At 49.4% G+C, this 17,164-nt stretch carries 20 protein-coding genes; all 20 read right to left on the bottom strand.

Features of this window, described 5'->3' with window-relative positions:
• Positions 1-37: 37 nt before the first annotated feature.
• On the bottom strand, positions 38-709 hold the full coding sequence (locus tag H8S17_RS09910; protein ID WP_186867186.1) for a DUF5688 family protein: 672 nt from the start codon (positions 707-709) through the stop codon (positions 38-40).
• Between the two features lie 9 nt (positions 710-718).
• A complete protein-coding gene (locus tag H8S17_RS09905) occupies positions 719-1,072 on the bottom strand; it encodes a DUF6103 family protein (RefSeq protein WP_055216309.1) in 354 nt (117 codons plus the stop codon).
• Positions 1,073-1,132: 60 nt separating this feature from the next.
• Entirely contained in the window at positions 1,133-2,218 is a 1,086-nt protein-coding gene (locus H8S17_RS09900) for a C40 family peptidase (protein ID WP_015519967.1), read from the bottom strand.
• On the bottom strand, positions 2,194-2,703 hold the full coding sequence (locus tag H8S17_RS09895) for a gamma-glutamylcyclotransferase family protein (protein ID WP_007884358.1): 510 nt from the start codon (positions 2,701-2,703) through the stop codon (positions 2,194-2,196). Before H8S17_RS09895 ends, H8S17_RS09900 begins: the two co-directional genes overlap by 25 nt.
• 30 nt (positions 2,704-2,733) lie before the next feature.
• On the bottom strand, positions 2,734-3,753 hold the full coding sequence (locus H8S17_RS09890) for an amidoligase family protein (protein WP_186867185.1): 1,020 nt from the start codon (positions 3,751-3,753) through the stop codon (positions 2,734-2,736).
• 32 nt (positions 3,754-3,785) lie between these two features.
• Positions 3,786-5,621 carry a VirB4 family type IV secretion system protein gene (locus H8S17_RS09885; RefSeq protein ID WP_186867184.1) on the bottom strand — a complete coding sequence of 612 codons (1,836 nt, stop codon included), beginning with the start codon at positions 5,619-5,621 and terminating at the stop codon, positions 3,786-3,788.
• Complete coding sequence (locus tag H8S17_RS09880; RefSeq protein WP_015519970.1) at positions 5,614-6,186, bottom strand: hypothetical protein; 573 nt, start codon at positions 6,184-6,186, stop codon at positions 5,614-5,616. Before H8S17_RS09880 ends, H8S17_RS09885 begins: the two co-directional genes overlap by 8 nt.
• Positions 6,170-6,448, bottom strand: a complete 279-nt coding sequence (locus H8S17_RS09875) for a hypothetical protein (protein WP_015519971.1) — start codon at positions 6,446-6,448, stop codon at positions 6,170-6,172. The genes H8S17_RS09880 and H8S17_RS09875 overlap by 17 nt, the downstream gene beginning before the upstream one ends.
• Positions 6,429-7,850, bottom strand: coding sequence for a DNA cytosine methyltransferase (locus H8S17_RS09870; protein WP_186867183.1), 1,422 nt, complete (start codon positions 7,848-7,850; stop codon positions 6,429-6,431). Before H8S17_RS09870 ends, H8S17_RS09875 begins: the two co-directional genes overlap by 20 nt.
• A gap of 12 nt (positions 7,851-7,862) precedes the next feature.
• Positions 7,863-8,723, bottom strand: coding sequence for a conjugal transfer protein TrbL family protein (locus tag H8S17_RS09865; RefSeq protein WP_186867182.1), 861 nt, complete (start codon positions 8,721-8,723; stop codon positions 7,863-7,865).
• Positions 8,724-8,748: 25 nt separating this feature from the next.
• Complete coding sequence (locus H8S17_RS09860) at positions 8,749-9,087, bottom strand: DUF3852 domain-containing protein (protein ID WP_006857287.1); 339 nt, start codon at positions 9,085-9,087, stop codon at positions 8,749-8,751.
• 28 nt (positions 9,088-9,115) lie between these two features.
• Positions 9,116-9,583, bottom strand: a complete 468-nt coding sequence (locus H8S17_RS09855; protein ID WP_007884370.1) for a hypothetical protein — start codon at positions 9,581-9,583, stop codon at positions 9,116-9,118.
• A 3-nt stretch (positions 9,584-9,586) separates the two neighbouring features.
• Positions 9,587-11,356, bottom strand: a complete 1,770-nt coding sequence (locus tag H8S17_RS09850; RefSeq protein WP_186867181.1) for a hypothetical protein — start codon at positions 11,354-11,356, stop codon at positions 9,587-9,589.
• A gap of 105 nt (positions 11,357-11,461) precedes the next feature.
• The gene (locus H8S17_RS09845) at positions 11,462-12,010 is read right to left on the bottom strand and encodes a DUF6550 family protein (RefSeq protein WP_186867180.1); all 549 of its coding nucleotides are present in this window, start codon (positions 12,008-12,010) and stop codon (positions 11,462-11,464) included.
• A 112-nt stretch (positions 12,011-12,122) separates the two neighbouring features.
• Positions 12,123-12,617: a hypothetical protein gene (locus tag H8S17_RS09840; protein ID WP_243238042.1), complete on the bottom strand. Its 495-nt coding sequence runs from the start codon at positions 12,615-12,617 to the stop codon at positions 12,123-12,125.
• 50 nt (positions 12,618-12,667) lie between these two features.
• Complete coding sequence (locus H8S17_RS09835; protein ID WP_007884389.1) at positions 12,668-13,072, bottom strand: DUF4320 family protein; 405 nt, start codon at positions 13,070-13,072, stop codon at positions 12,668-12,670.
• A 120-nt stretch (positions 13,073-13,192) separates the two neighbouring features.
• Complete coding sequence (locus tag H8S17_RS09830; protein WP_456300144.1) at positions 13,193-14,059, bottom strand: secretion protein F; 867 nt, start codon at positions 14,057-14,059, stop codon at positions 13,193-13,195.
• Positions 14,060-14,079: 20 nt separating this feature from the next.
• Positions 14,080-15,009, bottom strand: coding sequence for a type II secretion system F family protein (locus H8S17_RS09825; protein ID WP_186867178.1), 930 nt, complete (start codon positions 15,007-15,009; stop codon positions 14,080-14,082).
• Positions 15,003-16,358, bottom strand: a complete 1,356-nt coding sequence (locus tag H8S17_RS09820) for an ATPase, T2SS/T4P/T4SS family (protein ID WP_117485255.1) — start codon at positions 16,356-16,358, stop codon at positions 15,003-15,005. The genes H8S17_RS09825 and H8S17_RS09820 overlap by 7 nt, the downstream gene beginning before the upstream one ends.
• Positions 16,355-17,155 (bottom strand): ParA family protein, encoded by an 801-nt coding sequence (locus H8S17_RS09815; RefSeq protein WP_186867194.1) that lies wholly within the window; start codon positions 17,153-17,155, stop codon positions 16,355-16,357. Before H8S17_RS09815 ends, H8S17_RS09820 begins: the two co-directional genes overlap by 4 nt.
• Positions 17,156-17,164: the final 9 nt, after the last annotated feature.

The following is a 17,164-nucleotide window of genomic DNA, read 5'->3' as shown; positions in this document are numbered from 1 at the left end:
TTAAACTCTCAGTTGAAATTATTTTCAGAAAAACACACTATTGATACAGCACCATTCCTGCCTGCTCTTCCTGCACGCTCCCCGGTATGACAGACAGCCTGTGCGTATCCCTGTCATATCGGTAAATCTCATCGGACAGATAGTCTGTCTCCGGGAACGCCCTGTTTGCTCCATATACCCCATCCCTCAGCCGTTCCATGTCCAGACCTTCCCTCTCCACCATAAGATACACATCGTGGATGGATGCCGGAAGGACGATCAGATTTCCATCCAGCTTTTCTGCTGATTTCTGCAGCGTTGCCTCGTCCATCATGTACACCGCCCCATGATCCATGTTGTTGGTAAGGACATAAAAGTCGGCATCCGTCCTCCAGATTCTCTCCGTTTTTTTCTCCATCGCAAGGATATTCTGGTCATAGTTATGCCCGTAGGCATCCTCAAAGTCCATAAGGACCGGCGGACGTTTTGCAAACATATTTGCCCATGCATCCTGAAAAAGCACCTCTTCTTCTATCCCCCAATGCTCCATCTGCTCTCTGGTGACAAGTCCGCAGTCCCTCTGAAACTTTTCGTCATACCCGCTGAGACGGCATACCAGCATGAGGTTTTCCTTCTGCTGATGCGCCAGTCCGTCCCATTCCTCTCTGCCTGCCGCATTGCACACTTCCAGAAACAGACGGTCTTTTATTTTCTCTTCATATCCGTTCACTGATCCGCCTCACATTCCCATGCTCATCGTATTTTCTGCTGTCTCTTCCACAGTTTCCGGCACCGGCTCTCTCGGCTGCTCTTCCTGATTCTGTGTCTCCCTGCTCCGTCTGCCGGATGCTCTCTGCTGTCTTGTGCCTCCCGTTCTCTGGGATTCCTCCTCCTGATTTGCTGTCTCCTGTGGAGTTTCCATTCTGCTCTCCACAAATTTTCTGACCTGTGCAGGAACATTTTTCTCATAAGATTTATCGAGATGGCTCTTCAACAGCTCCTCCACGGTTTTTCCTCCCTGCTCTGCCAGAAAGAAACTTAATGCCTCCAGTTTCTCCCCGGCAAATGTGATTTTTATTTCTTTTTCTGCCATATCGCTCCTCCTTCATTTCCATTTTCTGGCGGAAAACAGATGCCTGCGGCATCAAAAAATTTACTGCGGCCTGCCATACAGTACCTGCTTATCGTTATCAAACAGGGGACGGTACACCACCTTCCCTTTGGAATAGGACGCATCCACGACCATGCCGTCTCCGGCATAGATGCCCACATGCGTGATGTTCATGTATCTTCCGTTTGGTTTGTGGCTCCAGAACACAAGGTCCCCCGGCTGCAGTGATTCCTTTGCAACCGTCAGGTTATGCTCCACCATATATCTTCCCTGCTCTGCCGCCGTTCCCGGCAGGGAGATTCCTATCTGTCTGTAGCACCACAGCGTCAGGTAACTGCAGTCGACATAATTCCCGGTTCCGCGGAGTGCCTGCGAGTACGGATGCCCCAGTCTTGATAATGCAAGCTGTACGATATCACTTCCATTCCCGTTGGCCGGCAGATCATACACAGGGATATCTCCTGCCACGTTCCAGCCGCCCCAGTCGGAAAATTCATCCCCCTCTGTCGGGGCCACTGTGTCATACTTTGCCACATACCACACATTGACTGCATTGGACTGTTGTTCATAAGTTGCGGTAACTCCATAGTCAGATGCAAGTTTTTGGAAGATTTTTGTCTTATCCCCAATGGCAACTGCCACGGTATATTTTTCCAGCGTGACGGTCCCGTCCTCCTGCTCTATGTTTTGTATCCGTTCCTCATAATCCACAAAACAGTCTGCGAATTTTTTATAATCATCCGTCTCAAGCCGTACCCGGTCTGCGCCGAAATACAGAGAATAAAAAACGGATTTGACCAGATACCTGTCGCACAGTTCCCCTTCTGTCATGCCATCGATGTCATCTAATATGGCATCCAGCTCTGCAAAACTTTCCTGCATCTGGCGGACATAAGCCTGATAATCTGCAGGCATTCCATCCGGCATTTCCCCTCCATCGAATGCCAGATGCACTGCCGCCCGGTTATGTTCTGTTCCGCCGGAGGCAATGCTGATGTAGCACATGACGGCAAGGATGACCGGAAGGCACAGGGCTGCCAGTACAGAGGCAATCCCTGTCCACACTTTTTTATTGGTCCCGGCTGCTATGGCTGCCCTTGCGATCAGAGCGGCAGTTGCTGGCTCCATGGTGCTTCCTCCATTCTCTCTGCTTCCATCTCCTGTTTCATGCGCTCCCTGCTCTTTTCAACACCTGCCATCAGAACATCCTCATCAAATCCTGCCTCCTGATATCCGGTGCGGATGGTAGCAAGGTAATGTTCCGAAGGGACTCCCATGGCATACCCATCCGTCATGGTATATGCCATCATTTTCTCCCGTTTTCCATCCATCTCCACTTCCAGCATTTCTTTTCCATACAGTCTCGGATATCCCTCATAACGGTCCAGGTTAAACTCATCTCTCGGACTGATCTCCCAGATCAACACCGGCACACTCTCCCCTTTTTTCGGCTCCACCGTGGCTACCGCCCCGTTTCTGTTTCCACGGAACAACAGCTCATAGTCCTTGATTTCCCCGGTTCCTACCACCTTTGCATCGGGGCAGCGCAGTGCCATCTGCCCCCGGTTTAAGTTCGAGCCATATGCAATATATCTTCTTCCTGTCATGTTCATATTCTTGTTTCCTTTCTCTGCGTTTTGTTTTTACATGGTCATGTTCATTCCCTGTGCATCCTCCGGCACCTCTTCTTCCATGCTGTCTGCCTGCTGTGCATGTCCGGTTTCCAGTTCTTTCTTTTCTTTCATCGCACTCAGTCTTTCCTTCTGCCGCACTGCCTGTTCCGGGTCTTTCCATGCAATGCCGCCCTCCAGATTTTCCAGAAGAAACTTCCGCGCCGTCTTAAATTCATCCCCGATCATTCCCAGCCTTAACAGCCAGGTACGGAATGTATATTTTTCGTTGGTGCTGGCAGTCTTGATGCGGCTGGCACATTTCTGGTTCAATGCCTGCGCAGAAATGGCAAGGCAGAGCTGGATATATGCCTTTATTTTTCCTGCATGGGTGGTTGAGTTAAACAGCCGGAACTCAATCGTACCTTTCTGGAACACGCTGTGCAGATTCAGGCAGTGGTAACGGCTTTCATGGTAATGCCTGTGCCTTCCATCACCCCCCTTGTACCAGATCCTGCTCACTTCCTCCAGACTCTTTGGTTTCTTCCGGTTCAGTTCCTGCAAAAAGTCCTCTTCCACCTTCTGGCAGTAGCGGTGCTCCCTCTCTACATCTACCTGAAGTGCCTTATAGATCAAATCTTCCTTGCTGTACATGATGTTGGTGATGTTCCGCAGTGTCCTTGCATCATGGGGTGCCGCATTGATATGCACATGGATGCCTGTATTCTTTCCTGCCACTGCACCTGCATGCCGGAGCTGCCGGATGAGTTCCTGTATGACAGGGATATCCGCGTATTCACAGATAGGGGAAACAAATTCTACCTTGTACTCACTCCCCGCATAACCGCCGCCCTTTTTCTGCGCCTCAATGCTGGAATCATACATGACTTTCCATCTGCGGCCTGCCGCATCCCTGACACTGTACACTTCATAGCTTCCGCCGTCATAGCTGGCCGCAGAGGAAAAATAGGCTGCCATGACCTCCGCAGCACGCTGTCTGGTAATGCCTGTCATCTCGATCTCAATGCCGAATTTCTGCTCCCTCATGTCCATAGTCTGGCATCCCTCCTTCCTTCATCCCTGTCTTACCGTCCTCCGGCACTTCCGAACAGTTTCTCCTTGTACTCCGGTGCATGTACCATAAGGTTGTATCGTTCATTGCCGCATTTATAAAGGCACACGCCCCTCTGCGGATAGCGGATCAGGTTGTATTCGCTCTGCTCAAGCTGCAGGGTGTCGATATAAAATCTGGAATCGATGTTTCCCGCATTGAACAGGAATACATGGGTTGGGATGGAAAACAGCGGTTTCGTGTACTCCCGGATTCCATCGATATTGAAGTCCTCCAGATTCTGGCTGGCAAGGATGACGGCACTGTCCTTTTTACGCACACGTTTCATAAAGTTGCGGATATATTCCACGGCGGTCAGGTTGGTAAGGAACAGATAAAACTCATCGATGCAGGCTGCCGTATGCCCGTTGGTCAGAAGTTCATTAGACATGTAGGAAAGCACATTAAACAGCATGGCATCCTTCACATTTTTGCTCGCCTGAAGCAGTCCCTTGACACCGAAAGTCAGAAAACTGCTGTCTGTGATATTCGTATGTCCGTTAAAAAATTTGGACTCCGCTCCCTTACACATGGAGTGAAGTCCAAGACAGATTTCCTGCAGAAGCTCTGCGGTATACAGTTGTTTCTTCTTCGCATCGTAATGCTTATATTCCTCTTCCATCAGATCGTAAAGGTCAGACAGGACCGGGTAATCCTTTGGCGTAAGCCTGCCAAAGTCCGTATCATCCCCTATGTTCCACTTCTCATAAAGTTTCGCCAACATGATTTCTATCGTGTCAAGCTGGCTGTCCGTAAAATTCTTATAGCTTCGGAAAAAGTCTTTTAAGAAGGAGATATGCTGGCTTAATTTTGAGGAACAGCGGAACGCATAGGGTGCCTCCGTATCCTCCGGGCTGCCGTTTTCATCCCATGTTTTGGGTTCTAACACATTGATGATATACTCCCCGCTCATCAGATCCACAAAACAGCCTCCCAGATTTCCGGTCAGGTCAACATATTCATGCTCCGGGTCCAGGCAGATGACTTTCATCCCGGACTCACGCAGGATGGTCTGTATCAGTTTTAACAGGTAGGATTTTCCCTGCCCGGAGTTTCCAAGGATGAGGATATTGGCATTGGTCTTGTCATCCGCTCTCTGGTTGAAATCTACAATGACATTGCTTCCAAACTTATCCCTCCCGATATAAAATCCGTTCTTATCGGTCTTGCCGGAGTAGTTGAACGGGAACAGGTTCGCCACACTCGAAGCCGGAAGCGCACGTTCAAACTGTTCCAGAAAGACATTCCTGCCAGCCGGATGCACACATAGGAACCCCTGCTTCTGGCGCAGCAGCAGCTTATCCACGTTCAGTTTGGAACGGATGAGTTCTGTCAACACTTCGGTCTGCAACAGCTTCAACTTATCCATGTCCGCTGCGGATAACTCCAGATACACAGCCGTATGCAGCAACGGCTCCCTGTTGCGGTGCATGGTCGCAATGATGTTGGTCACATCCTGCAGGTTGCTCGCTGCCGTGACTGTCTCCTGTAAATTTTCTGTATTTCCCTGTTTCATGCGGTTCTTGTTTGCCGCATTGCTGATGATTTTTTTCTCCTCTGCCGGTGTGACCTGTCTGGTATAGATACGCAGTGTCACGCCATCCTTTTCCCCAAGATGGCACAGGATTGCCTGCTCATCCGTTGCAGTCGGATATTCCCTGAGTGCCCAGACACTGCGGAACGTATTCCCGCAGATATAATGATCCGTGTAAAACTGGATGACGGACGGTGCGATCATATCAAGGAAACTCTTAAGCCTCTCTTCCCCCGGTGTCTGTGTCTGTGTTTTTTTCTTTCTGTTGTTATTCATTTAAAATGATCCACCTCTCTCCATCAAATTCTTCAAATTTTTCCGTTGTGACATTCTGTTCAAAGTAAACAGCCAGTATCCTCTTCATGTCCTCCTCATCCGCTCTTTTGGATGTAAATCCCTGTTCCACCAGCATTTTTTCGATACGGTTTAAGTAAGCGAACACCTCATTCTCCTTCTGGTTTCTCAGCCGGATAATCAGTAAAAACTCCCTCGCCGTTGCCATCTGCACCTGCATCCGGTCAAGGTGTCCTGCATCCAGTTCCAGCAGTTTCCGCACAGTCGGGTTGGTTTCTTCCTCCGCGCGGTTCTTTAAATATCTTTTATTGTCCTCAAAGTTTTCACGGGAATTTAAACACATCATCTCAATTTCCGTGATGCCTTTTAAGACCGTCATGAGCCCATAGATTCTTGCGGAAAGGCTCTCCTCCGACAACACGGACAGGTTGCTCGGCTGGATCAGAAAATAGACCAGCTCGTCCTTCCGGTAGGTGCGGATGCTGTAATCCGACAGTTCTTTTGTCCCCATCAGCTCCCTTGTGGACTGTTCATTCTTCCGTTTCATTTGCGGTATACCTCCATTCATAATGCTGCTGTTCCACCAAAAAATACGCACATGCATAGCGGATAAATTTTAAGATGGTGGTATCCTCCACCTGTATCGTTAAAAATGCGTATACACCTGCTATCACCATCGGGAACCACAGTTTTGCATAGGCAAATGCAAACACGGATATCAGTACGATGATTCCTGTCACTGCAAGGTCTTTTAGCTCCCACAGCCACATGCTCGCTTTCGATTTCAGATTATCCGGGTATATGTACATCCCGTTCTCCCTCCTGTCTTTCTAAAAAATAAGCAATGCCACAGAGGATATATTCCACACACGGCACTGCCACGCTGTTTCCCAATGCCCGGTACCGGACACTGTCACTTGCTCCCGGAATGTCCGTCCAGTGGTCCGGGAATCCCATAAGTCTTTCACACTCAAGCGGTATGAGTTTCCTCACACGCTTTTTTCTCTGCAGGTCATCCGTGTATGCCACACAGTGCCTGTCCTCTGTTGTCAGCGTATAACTGACTCCCTGCTGATAGCCGCAGCCGTTTCCCCCGTTTTTATCCTGACGGTTGATGACATTTCCGGCGATGCAGTAGGGTTCTCCATGGACAGCAAGCGGCGTATTGTTGCCTCCCGTCCCCAGTGCAGAAGTAATGGTCTGTGCCACTTTCACCGGTCCGCTGTAGCGGGTGTCCGGTCCGTGATTGTCAAACAGGATCGGCTGGTTATTGCCTGCCATCCCTGCCGCTGCTGTAATGGTCGGACAGTATCCGATCCCGATTTCTGCATTTGCCTGACTGCTCGCCATGATAATGGGCGGTGTGCTTGAACTGTGTGCCAGAAGTGTACCGATAAGGTTCCGGTACACATCCATCCGCTGTCCTCCCTGATCCATCAGACACACTATGTCGGCTCCTGTGCCTGCATCAAAAGTGCCGCCTCCAAGATCGACGGCAGCTTTTTTCCTCTGTTCCCTGCTCTCCTGATAATGCCTCCACACGCTTTCGGACTCAAATAATATCTCTCCGGCACTGTGGCCTCCAAAATCTGCGATAAGGAAGATTCTTCGGCGTCTCTGGGGGACTCCCCAAAATTGAGCGTCCAGTACCCTCCAAGCAACAGAGAATTCCTGTCCCAGAATAATCCCGGCAGGAGTCCATGCCCCATCCGGCGGTCCAGGTAAAGATACGGACTCCTCCGATATACCACAGACTTCTTCGAGGACTCTCTTAAAATCTGCTCCTTTTGGTTCTCCGCTTGAGAAGGCTCCCGGCACATTTTCCCAGACCATATACCGAGGTCGAACAGGGACATCTGTTCTCCTTCCACTGCTGTTTTTCCTCCTTTCCTCCTGCCTGCGCATTTCTTTTATGATGCGTACCTGCTCTAAAAAGAGACCGGAACGCATCCCCGCAAGTCCTGCGCGTCTCCCGGCAATGGATAAGTCCTGACATGGCGAACCCCCGGCTATCACATCCACAACCGGGAGGTTTTCCCCATGCAGTTTTGTAATGTCTCCCATGTGTTTCATCTCCGTGAACCGGTGCATGGTAACTGCCATGGGAAACTTTTCTATCTCACTCGCCCACACAGGCCGTATGCCATTTCTTTTTGCTGCCAATGGAAATCCCCCGATCCCATCGAACAGACTCCCCAGCTTTTTCTCCATCCTTTCACCGCCTTATGCTGCCACTGCTTTGACAACCGTTTTTGAAATGTTGATGGCTGTCTGCGCTGCATAAACTCCGCTCATCAGGTTTGCCTTTGTGCTGGTGTCCAGTCCGAACTGTCCGGCAATCCTCGGCACCTCCGTGGAGGAAAGCATGACACCCAGACCAAGCAGAGGATGGTCCTTGAAGATCATGAGTCCTGCCGTGAGCATGGTGGACTGCAGGAAAGCGGTGAGACAGATTCCAATGACCTGCTTGCACCACTGGGTAAAACCGTCAATATATCCTCTTGGAACAGAAAACATATAAAGGCTTCCAACTGCGATCTGTATGAGCAGAATGCCTCCTCTTTTCAGGTTTCCGAAAAACACTTTTATCACGGCATACCCCATCATCACAGCACAGAATATCTGCAGGATCGGATTCCCCACTCCCGGCATGGCGGCTGACATAAGCACCTGCTGTGCAGTCATCCCGATGCTTTCCGCATCTGTAATGCCGGATAATGCCGATCCGAAGGAACTCTGCAGCGACACACTTAAGGAGTATAAGTTGACCGGAAGAATGGAAAACAGGCTGACCGCCATAAATCCCTTGACATAGTTTAAGGCAATATCCTTGATACTGCCCCTTCCTCCCTGATACTCTATGGCACATTCAAAAGCTCCGACCACCAGCCCTACCACAAACAATGCCCAGCCAAGCCATCCAAAAAAAGTGGTAATTGCATTCACCCACGGCAGGTCAAACAATTCCACTCCCATATTGTTCATCATTGCAAAAAAATCATTGAGAAATCCAATGATCTTCCCATACAGCCAGTCGATGATCTGGTCTAGTACGGTTTCCGCAACAAAATTAAATATAAACATCTGACACCTTCTTTCTCACCATCCCCTATATGCCAAGGATTTTCCAGATATAGGTCGGCGCCGTCAGCGTGAATACCAGACACGCAAACAGGATTGCGGGTGCCGCCCATTCAAACTGCCCGTGTTTTCGGTAATCGAAGTATGCCGTACCCAGCTTTGCAAAGAAGAATACGGCAAGTATCAGGTCGATTGCCGGGAACACCACCTTATTGACTACTGTCTTGATCTGTGCGGAGGCATCCTGCCATGTACCCTCGATTGCGCCTGCCACATCCCCTTTCCCTGACGCATATACCGTAGTTCCAAACATCATCGTAAGTGCAAGCACCATCACTGCCATCATCATCCATTTCTTTTTCTTCATCTGATCTTCCTTTCCTTTTTTCTGTTTTTTACTGCATTTTCATTTCACTGGTCTGTTCCGGTTCTTCCAAAAGGTCTGTCATCTCATAAATGACAGGATTCTCCCAGAACTTTAAATCTCCACGGTATCCGAGTTTTAAGTGGCTGAACTCTTCCGCAAGCTCCCTTACGGACTCCGGTGCATTGGGTGGAAGTTCCTGATTCCAGATCACCCATTCCCCGCTCTGGTAGCGCGGGGTAAGTTCTAAAACCACATAATCCTCCGGTACAAATGCCGGGTAACGCTGCAGCCTGCCCCTCGCATCATAATAAGCTGCTCCCTCCTGCATCACCGTGAGTGACATAAGCCGCAGCGTATCTGCAAGGGATTTTGTGAACCATGTTTCCCGGTCACAAAATTTCCGTATCCTTCCATCCCTTAAGATGGATTCCAGATTTTCTTTTCGAGTGTAATGGTAGAGCAGTCCTTCCGGCTTTTGGATTCTCTCATATCCCATTTCCTACCCCACATTCTGTGGTGCGATATGCCAGTCATCCCACAGGCTTCCCGATATCTGCACAGCGTCTGACAGGTTCATGGAAAGCATTCCATCCGGTGTCCAGCAGTCAAGCAGACAAGTATATACCCGGTACTCCCCGTCTGGCATCCAGACCGGTGTGAAATGTGTCCTCCGATAATAAGTGGAATACTCATTATTCTTAAATTCAAAGACCGCACTGTATCCATTTCTGGTTCTCTCTAAAAGCCGCCAGTAGGTTTCATAGTAAAATTCTGGAAAATAACTGACTGCTGTCTGCGGTGCTGTTGTTGCGGATGTCTGGCTGCTCGATGCCCTTGCACTCAGGGAAACATTCACACCATACCCGCTTTTGGTAACCATGCCGTCCGCTGTCGGTGCCTTTTCATCGGTGACCAGATGCATATCCGCAGTCAGGGATGCCGAATAATGTTTCTCTTCAAATTCCCACCAGCCTTCATCCACATACTCGCCATCATCCTCCCAGTGTCCATGGCTCTGTGTACATCCTGCCTCACAGCTTGCCGAATGGTCCTCTGACTCCCAGTTCCAGTCACTGTGCCATACCCATTTTTCCTTCCACTTGGCTTTCCAGACACTCCATGCCGCCTGTGTCTTTTCTGGATTTACAGGCATCACTGCATTTTCTTTCCGGTAGCTGTCATTTCTGTCATCTGCAACAGGATTGGGCGGTGGATTGTCATCCATATCCACAATGTTCGCCGTGATGGTTCCCCGGCTCACGGATGCACTGCCTCCGCTGGCGGTCACGCTAATCGTGATATGCTGTTCTGTGGACGGGGTATGCCATTTTACCCACACGAGCTGCTGTCCATCCTCCGGGTAATACACATTTTCAACCTTGTAGCTTCTTCCCAGGATAGAAAATGTCACGGTGACAGAGTTGTCCGGATCGCTCTGTCCCCCACTGACCGTGACCGCCGTTATCACATCCGTATCCACACGGTATTCATAGTCCGCTTCGATGACTTCCGGTGTGATCACCTCATTAAACCGCACGATGCCAAGTCCTAATGCGCGGATGATATCCTCATCATTTGCTTTCTCTGTCTTAGAACCGCTCCACGCCGGATACCCTAAATCCGATGTTTCTAGGAACATGGCAAGCGGCAAGTTTTTATGGGAAAGGGACGGCATTTTCTTTCGTAACATGCCGCCCCTTAACTGGTTGTATTTTGCCGCTTCCGTGGCGGTAAACGCAGTTCGGACTCCCTCAAACGTCACATATGCGATTGGCTCTAATAACAGCTTGTACTCTCCGTTTGTCAGCGTCTGGAAATCCATGCCGACATATCCTGCAATGGCTCTGATCACCTGCTCGTCCGTAAAGTACTGTTTGATGGCTGTAAGGTTTGCCCCGCCTCTTGAAGTGCTGATGATCTGTGGCAGGGACTGTGCAGGATTGATGTATTCATACGCACTGGTTTTTACCATCAAAGCCGTTCCGTTTTTATATGCTGTCTTAGATACTTTTCCAAACTGCACCACGATGTTATTTGGCTGCTTGTTTGTGAGGTCTATAGATTTGGATGCGACACTTCCATCACTGGCTCTGACTACCGTCACACGCACACCCTCATCGTGGCTGCTCCAAAAATTAGTTCCCGTTCCTGCTCCCATACCTCCACCGCCATTGTCGATGTTCCCTTCCCCGGCTGCATAAACCGATACCGGCATCGCCATGGCAAACAACAGCACAAAAAGCAGGATTTTCTGTTTGATATATTTCATCTTTTCTCCTTTAAACACAGACAGGCAGATATGGCACACTGCCCGTATCTGCCCGCAAAAAAAGCACAACATTTCTGCTGTGCCTTTTCCTTATGTTCCGTTTATTTAGTCCATGATCCCGATCTTATTGCCATTTTCATACATATCATCTGCGTAGGTTCCTTCTCCTCCACCGCCTTCATATGGAACCCAGCCAAATCCTTCCACGTACATCATTCCGTCTTTTATATCACCTGTCTTTGGTGTCTGGTTCTCTGCCGGAGCCAGTTCCTCCTGTTTTACCTCCTTGTAGGACGGCGGTGTATCCGGCTGGTCCGTGGCTGTTCCCTCCGACAGTGCAGGCGGCTCACTCGGTTTTTCCTCTTCTGTTTTCTTCGGGGTTTCCTGAATTTCCTGCTCCCTGTCATTTACGGAAGTCCCTGTCTCCGTCTCGATCACAAGCGGCTCTTCCGTCTCTGCTTCTGTGCTTTCTGCCTGCACAGGTTCCGGTGTTTCTGTCTCCACAAAAAGTTCTGTCTCCTCCGATTCTCTCTCCACGGCCTGTGCCTCCCTGTCCGGCTCATGGTAGAGCACCCTGCTGATTCCAAACACAAGCACCGCACATACTGCTAGAAGTCCTGCGACTGCCAGCCACTTTTTTGTCTTATCTTTCATGGCATTCCCTCCTTATGTTTTTTTGATTGATTTTCGTAGTTCACACGCTACCATAGAACGTCTGGAAAGTCTATGGAAATGTAATAAGTCTTACGATATCTGTAACATGTTACTAAAATTTCTCCCGGTAGGCTGCTCTCACCTTCAATCTGACCGACATATTCGACAAGATTTTTCCTGCGAAACGCACAGGCACTTCCATCGTGACCTCTGCATCCGCATAATAAGTGCCTCCCGGCGATGCCAGTGCCGTGTTATGGATGTCCACGGAAAGATTTTTGAGCCTGTACTCCAGCTCACCGCTGTTATTATAGCGGACATAACTGTTTCCATCCTCTTCCAGTCCAAGCAGGAAACACATCCTGCCATAGATATCCCCATGGTCCACGGATGCCGCAAATCCCGTATCGTCCGGCTCATATCCTGCGGCATATCCTTCCCTGACGCCATGGTAAACTTCATTGTAGTTGTCATTTACCACTGAAACCACGGCAGATTCCATGGCATCCTTAATCCCGGCTGCCGTGATGACAAGGCGCATGTATTCGGAAACTCCAAGGATGATAAGGAGCATGGCTATCGCTGCCGCCACAGCAGCCGGGGCCATGCTTCCCTCCTGCCCTGTCAGAAGTCTCTTGAAACTCTGATAGCATTTTCTCATTTCCAATACACCTCACTCTTTCCTGATGCCCTCGCCCTTATGGTTACCGGGAACGACCTTAACTTTCCAAAAAGTCCGAGGTCTTTCTGTAACGTCAGTGTTACCGTCACCTCTTCATTCAACTGGATTTTTCCGGTCCCTGACCAGCTTACGGCTGGATGTATCCCTGTTTTTTCCTCCAAGGTTCTCTGCCTTGCGGTTGTCTCACTCCCAACCCTGCCGCTGATCTCTGCCTCCCTCACCAGCTCATCTGCAAAATTGTCAAGCTGTATCTTCGTGATAAAAACCGGGAATATCCTGACGCCAAGGGCAATGACAAACATCACACAGAATACAACGACTGCCGCATCGATATATCCCTCTCCCTTTTTGTCCCTCATGATTTTATAAATCCGTTTCATTTTTTGCCTCATTTCTGCGCACGCTTTTTGCGCATAACGAGTTTGTGTCAAGTGCGCGCAGACACAAATCTCGCGATTGAAAAATTTTATTTTTCAATCTTTCTCCTTCCTGCGCTTTTATCAGAACAGTGTTCCCATGGACTTTACGATCTCATAGCCGATGATGGCAAAATAGGTTGCAAGGAAACATAAGAGCATGGCAAAAGAAAAGACACGGATTTTCGGCGGGATTTTTGCCGCCTTTGCCTTTAACCTCTGCAGTTCTGCCTGCTTGAAGTCGTGTGTGAGCATCTGGAAATACACTGCACCGTCATCTCCTCTTAACACACCGATCAGTCCGCGGACCACATCGGAGAGCTGCGGGGAATTGAGCCTTGCCTCGAAACGGGTGAGTGCTGCCTCATAGCTGCTGGAGCGCATGTCGGCACACACAATGTCCAGTTCCTTCTGGAACATCTCCCCGGCATTTTCCTTATAATGCTCCAGCATGGAAAGTACATCCCTGCTGTTTTTCAGCTCCTGTGTGATGGTGGAAACAAAACGGTACAGCTCTCCCTCGATCTGCTCTCTTTTTTCCCTTACCAGCTCTTCTGCTTTTCTTGTCTCCTTATAGTAGACCATGACTCCTAAAAGCACGAGCATGATGGCAAGCAGCGGAAATACATGCAGTGCCGGAAGGATCAGGAGAAAAATGCTCCCTGCCTTCAGATAGGCATACGCCATATATGTTTCCGGTGTCATCTTAAGTCCTGCCGCATTTAGGACATTCTGCATCCTGCTTTTTTTGTAGGCATTCATCCCGATGTATTTTCCTAAGTATGCCGCTCCGTCCATGTAGAACGCATCCAGTGTTTTCTGCAGTTTCTTTTCTTTCTTCCCTGACTGCATCATCGCCCTGCCGGTCCGCAGTGTCGGCAGCTTTAAGATGCCCGACAGCAGAAGGAACAGTCCGCATGCCGTCAGGATGAATACAACTATCAGTACGATTTTCAATTTATCCCTCCCCCTTATGTCCGGTATTCAATCGGCTTTGTCAGTTTTATGACGCATGCCGTGGAAACAAAAATAATTGCGCCGGTAACTGCCAGCATAATCTGTCCGGGGATGGTATGCATGAGCGTATCGTACCAGGACTGGTTCAGAAAATATAACAGCGGGATATTCCCCACTGCCAACACCACCATTGTGATAAATTCCTTTCTGGGTTCAAATACCAGATACTCCAGCTCTGCATTCACGATGCGCATGTCCGACAGTTTCGCCACGATCGGTGTCAGTGTTGTCTTTAATGACCGGTCATACAGGCAGGACTTTAAGGCATCCACCCATTCCATGAACACATCATTTTCAATCTTTCCCTTAAGCTCCTCCAAGGCTGCCTCAAGGTCTGGATCAATGATCCGGATTCTTGACACAAAATCTGCAAACACGGTCTTGACCGGCGGATTTAAATATTCAAGGTTTTCCTCCACCGAAGTCAGAATGTCCTCACTGCGCAGATACGCCGTTGTAATAATAGACAGTGCGGTTTCCAGTTCCGATGACACATCCTTTTTGAAATGGGATGCGGTCAGCCTGATGTACCAGAACGGCAGAAATAAAAATCCGCATGCCAGCACCGGAACCAGAAAAACATTTCCGATCATGACCGCAATGGCTGCTCCTGCGGCAAACAGCAGAAGGGATGCAGTGCATAAAAGCGGGAACAGCTCCTCCCTGTCCGTTGTTTTCAAAATTTCCTGTACTTCCTCGATCTCCCTGCGGAAATAGGATTTTTTCCTGCGCTTGGTTTCCTCCAGTATCTCCTCACGGATTCCTTTCGGTGCGTCCAAAAGCCTGTGGAAAATGTTCCCCGTAAAGTCATTTAACCGGATTTGGAACAGCAGGAATGCTCCTGTAATGATCCCGATGCAGGCAATGACCTGTAATGTCAGCATACTTTCTTCCCTCCTTTTTCAATTCTTTCCAGCACATCTTTTGGCATGCCGTTTTCCAAAAATCTCTTTTTGAGGCTCTCGGAAATTCCGCACACCTTCTTATGCGTGCCGTTAATGATAAAGCGGTCCCCTTCCATCCGGTTTTCGGTGATCTCATAGCGGTACAGCGGGTTGAACTTCCGCTTTCCGTCTGCCGTGATCTCACACTCCATGATTTCCATGAGTTTCCTCTTGCGGTTCTCAAGCTGCTTGGTGAACACCACGATAGGGAATGCCTCCGTTACAAGGTCCATCAACACCTCGTCATCCATGTCATATTTTCTCTTGCACAGTGTCCTCATTCGGCTGTAAGTGGATTCACAACTGTTGCTGTGGATCGTGGTAAGCACCGTGTGTCCGGTTCTTGCCGATTCCTGTGCCGTGTACGCCTCCGAACTACGCATCTCCCCGACACAGATGATCTCCGGGTTAAAACGCAGTGCCATATCAAGGAGCATGTCCTGATCAATGTTCTGCTTTTCATTTTCGCTGTATCTGGTCAGCGTATGGATGACACTGTTGGTCACTTTTCCATCCTTTTCCCTTACGAGTGCCAGCTCACGGCTGCCGTTTTCGATGGTAAAGATACGCTTTCCATCCGGTATGGTGGTAAGCAGCCAGCCTGCAAGTGTGGTCTTACCGGAACTGGTGGCTCCTGCGACACAGATGCTGATGCCATAACGCAGACACTCTGCCAGAAAGTCCAGCATTTCCCCCGTTGCGGTGCCGCCATCCACAAAGTTTTCCTTTTTCAGGCTCTGCGGATTGACAATACGGATGGATGCTGCAATCCCCACATCTTCATCCACGAGCGGCGTCTTTAACACGGCGATTCGGATATTCTTGCTCAGATGTCCTAACACCGCAGGGGAGGCATTGTCCAACACCATGCCCGACACATGGAGCATGCGCCTTATGACATTGACCGCATGCTCCGGGGACTCGAAGTGTTCCTCCAGCTTTTCACACCTGCCGTCATTGTACTGTATCTCGATATCCCGCCAGGAATTGATATCAATTTCCTCTATCCCTGTTCCAAAAATGTACTTGGTGAGGAAGGAAAACTCTGCCATTTCCGTGTAAAGGTCATCGATCAACTGTTCCTGTGTTTTTCCCTTTACCGTGATACGGTAGTCACAGATGTACTTTGTAATGTACCGCTTGACCTGCTGTTTTACTTCCTCGCTCCCGCCTTCCACCATGAGCGTGGAATATTTGCTGGAGATATACTCCTGCACCTCTTTTAAGACATCCGAAAATGCCCTTCCCTTTTCCTCCGGGGAAAAGAACAGATTCTGGTTATTTTTCATACCCCGAATACCTCCCTGCTGATTTTCTCTATCTCCCTGCGGAATGCCCGGCTCTCCTTCAGGCCGAGTTTCCCAAGCAGTTCCCCTTCTAAAAACTGTGCTTCCACCTCACTGCTGTGCGGAATCTGGAACGACACACTGCCAAGGATTTGTTCCATGTGGCTGCTTGCCTCCTGCTGTCTGATATTGGACACGGCCTTCAACTGCTTGTCGGCATCCCATTTGTGGTCTGATAGCAGTGGAAGCTGGGAGGATAAGTAACTGATGGATTTTAAGTCACACCCTGCCAGCCTTAACACCGTATCTGCCTCCATCAATGCGACCGCCGACAGGATATCCGATGCGATATTGCTGGTGCAGTCCACGATGACATACGGTGCGATCTGTGCTGCAAGCTGGAGCAGTTCTGCCGCCTGCTCTTTTTCATAGGGCGGATAGGTGAACACATTCTCCCCCTTTAACATCCCGACCATGGAAAGATAATCATTCTTCCGGTAGAACATGCAGTTCTTCTTGATGAGGTTTTCCGTCACATGGGATGCGGCAAGAATGCTCCCCAACGACCTTTCCTGTTCAATGTCTGACGGTGCGCATAAGTAAGGCAGCGGCGGAGTGACCATATCCGCAAGGATTAAAATGACATTTCTCTTTTTCTTTGCCAGATGCTCTGCCAGTTTCACAGACACCACCGTCTTGCCGGAGGAAGGGCTGCCCCACACGGCAAGCACGCCTCCCTCTTCCGGCATCTCTTCTTCCCTTTCCTGCTCCAAATTTCTCTGGAACAAAGAATTTTTCATGAAATTCAA

It is taken from the genome of Roseburia zhanii (assembly GCF_014287635.1).
Taxonomy (GTDB): domain Bacteria; phylum Bacillota; class Clostridia; order Lachnospirales; family Lachnospiraceae; genus Roseburia_B; species Roseburia_B zhanii.
The sequence above is the reverse complement of the archived record's forward strand: the minus strand, read 5'-3'. Positions and strand labels throughout refer to the sequence as shown.

What these genes read in the sequence shown, in the direction of transcription:
- H8S17_RS09905 (WP_055216309.1), bottom strand. Translation starts at nt 1,072, where the DNA reads ATGGCAGAAAAAGAAATAAAAATCACATTTGCCGGGGAGAAACTGGAG.
- H8S17_RS09900 (WP_015519967.1), bottom strand. Translation starts at nt 2,218, where the DNA reads ATGGAGCCAGCAACTGCCGCTCTGATCGCAAGGGCAGCCATAGCAGCC.
- H8S17_RS09895 (WP_007884358.1), bottom strand. Translation starts at nt 2,703, where the DNA reads ATGAACATGACAGGAAGAAGATATATTGCATATGGCTCGAACTTAAAC.
- H8S17_RS09890 (WP_186867185.1), bottom strand. Translation starts at nt 3,753, where the DNA reads ATGGACATGAGGGAGCAGAAATTCGGCATTGAGATCGAGATGACAGGC.
- H8S17_RS09885 (WP_186867184.1), bottom strand. Translation starts at nt 5,621, where the DNA reads ATGAATAACAACAGAAAGAAAAAAACACAGACACAGACACCGGGGGAA.
- H8S17_RS09880 (WP_015519970.1), bottom strand. Translation starts at nt 6,186, where the DNA reads ATGAAACGGAAGAATGAACAGTCCACAAGGGAGCTGATGGGGACAAAA.
- H8S17_RS09875 (WP_015519971.1), bottom strand. Translation starts at nt 6,448, where the DNA reads ATGTACATATACCCGGATAATCTGAAATCGAAAGCGAGCATGTGGCTG.
- H8S17_RS09870 (WP_186867183.1), bottom strand. Translation starts at nt 7,850, where the DNA reads ATGGAGAAAAAGCTGGGGAGTCTGTTCGATGGGATCGGGGGATTTCCA.
- H8S17_RS09865 (WP_186867182.1), bottom strand. Translation starts at nt 8,723, where the DNA reads ATGTTTATATTTAATTTTGTTGCGGAAACCGTACTAGACCAGATCATC.
- H8S17_RS09860 (WP_006857287.1), bottom strand. Translation starts at nt 9,087, where the DNA reads ATGAAGAAAAAGAAATGGATGATGATGGCAGTGATGGTGCTTGCACTT.
- H8S17_RS09855 (WP_007884370.1), bottom strand. Translation starts at nt 9,583, where the DNA reads ATGGGATATGAGAGAATCCAAAAGCCGGAAGGACTGCTCTACCATTAC.
- H8S17_RS09850 (WP_186867181.1), bottom strand. Translation starts at nt 11,356, where the DNA reads ATGAAATATATCAAACAGAAAATCCTGCTTTTTGTGCTGTTGTTTGCC.
- H8S17_RS09845 (WP_186867180.1), bottom strand. Translation starts at nt 12,010, where the DNA reads ATGAAAGATAAGACAAAAAAGTGGCTGGCAGTCGCAGGACTTCTAGCA.
- H8S17_RS09840 (WP_243238042.1), bottom strand. Translation starts at nt 12,617, where the DNA reads ATGGCCCCGGCTGCTGTGGCGGCAGCGATAGCCATGCTCCTTATCATC.
- H8S17_RS09835 (WP_007884389.1), bottom strand. Translation starts at nt 13,072, where the DNA reads ATGAAACGGATTTATAAAATCATGAGGGACAAAAAGGGAGAGGGATAT.
- H8S17_RS09825 (WP_186867178.1), bottom strand. Translation starts at nt 15,009, where the DNA reads ATGCTGACATTACAGGTCATTGCCTGCATCGGGATCATTACAGGAGCA.
- H8S17_RS09820 (WP_117485255.1), bottom strand. Translation starts at nt 16,358, where the DNA reads ATGAAAAATAACCAGAATCTGTTCTTTTCCCCGGAGGAAAAGGGAAGG.
- H8S17_RS09815 (WP_186867194.1), bottom strand. Translation starts at nt 17,155, where the DNA reads ATGAAAAATTCTTTGTTCCAGAGAAATTTGGAGCAGGAAAGGGAAGAA.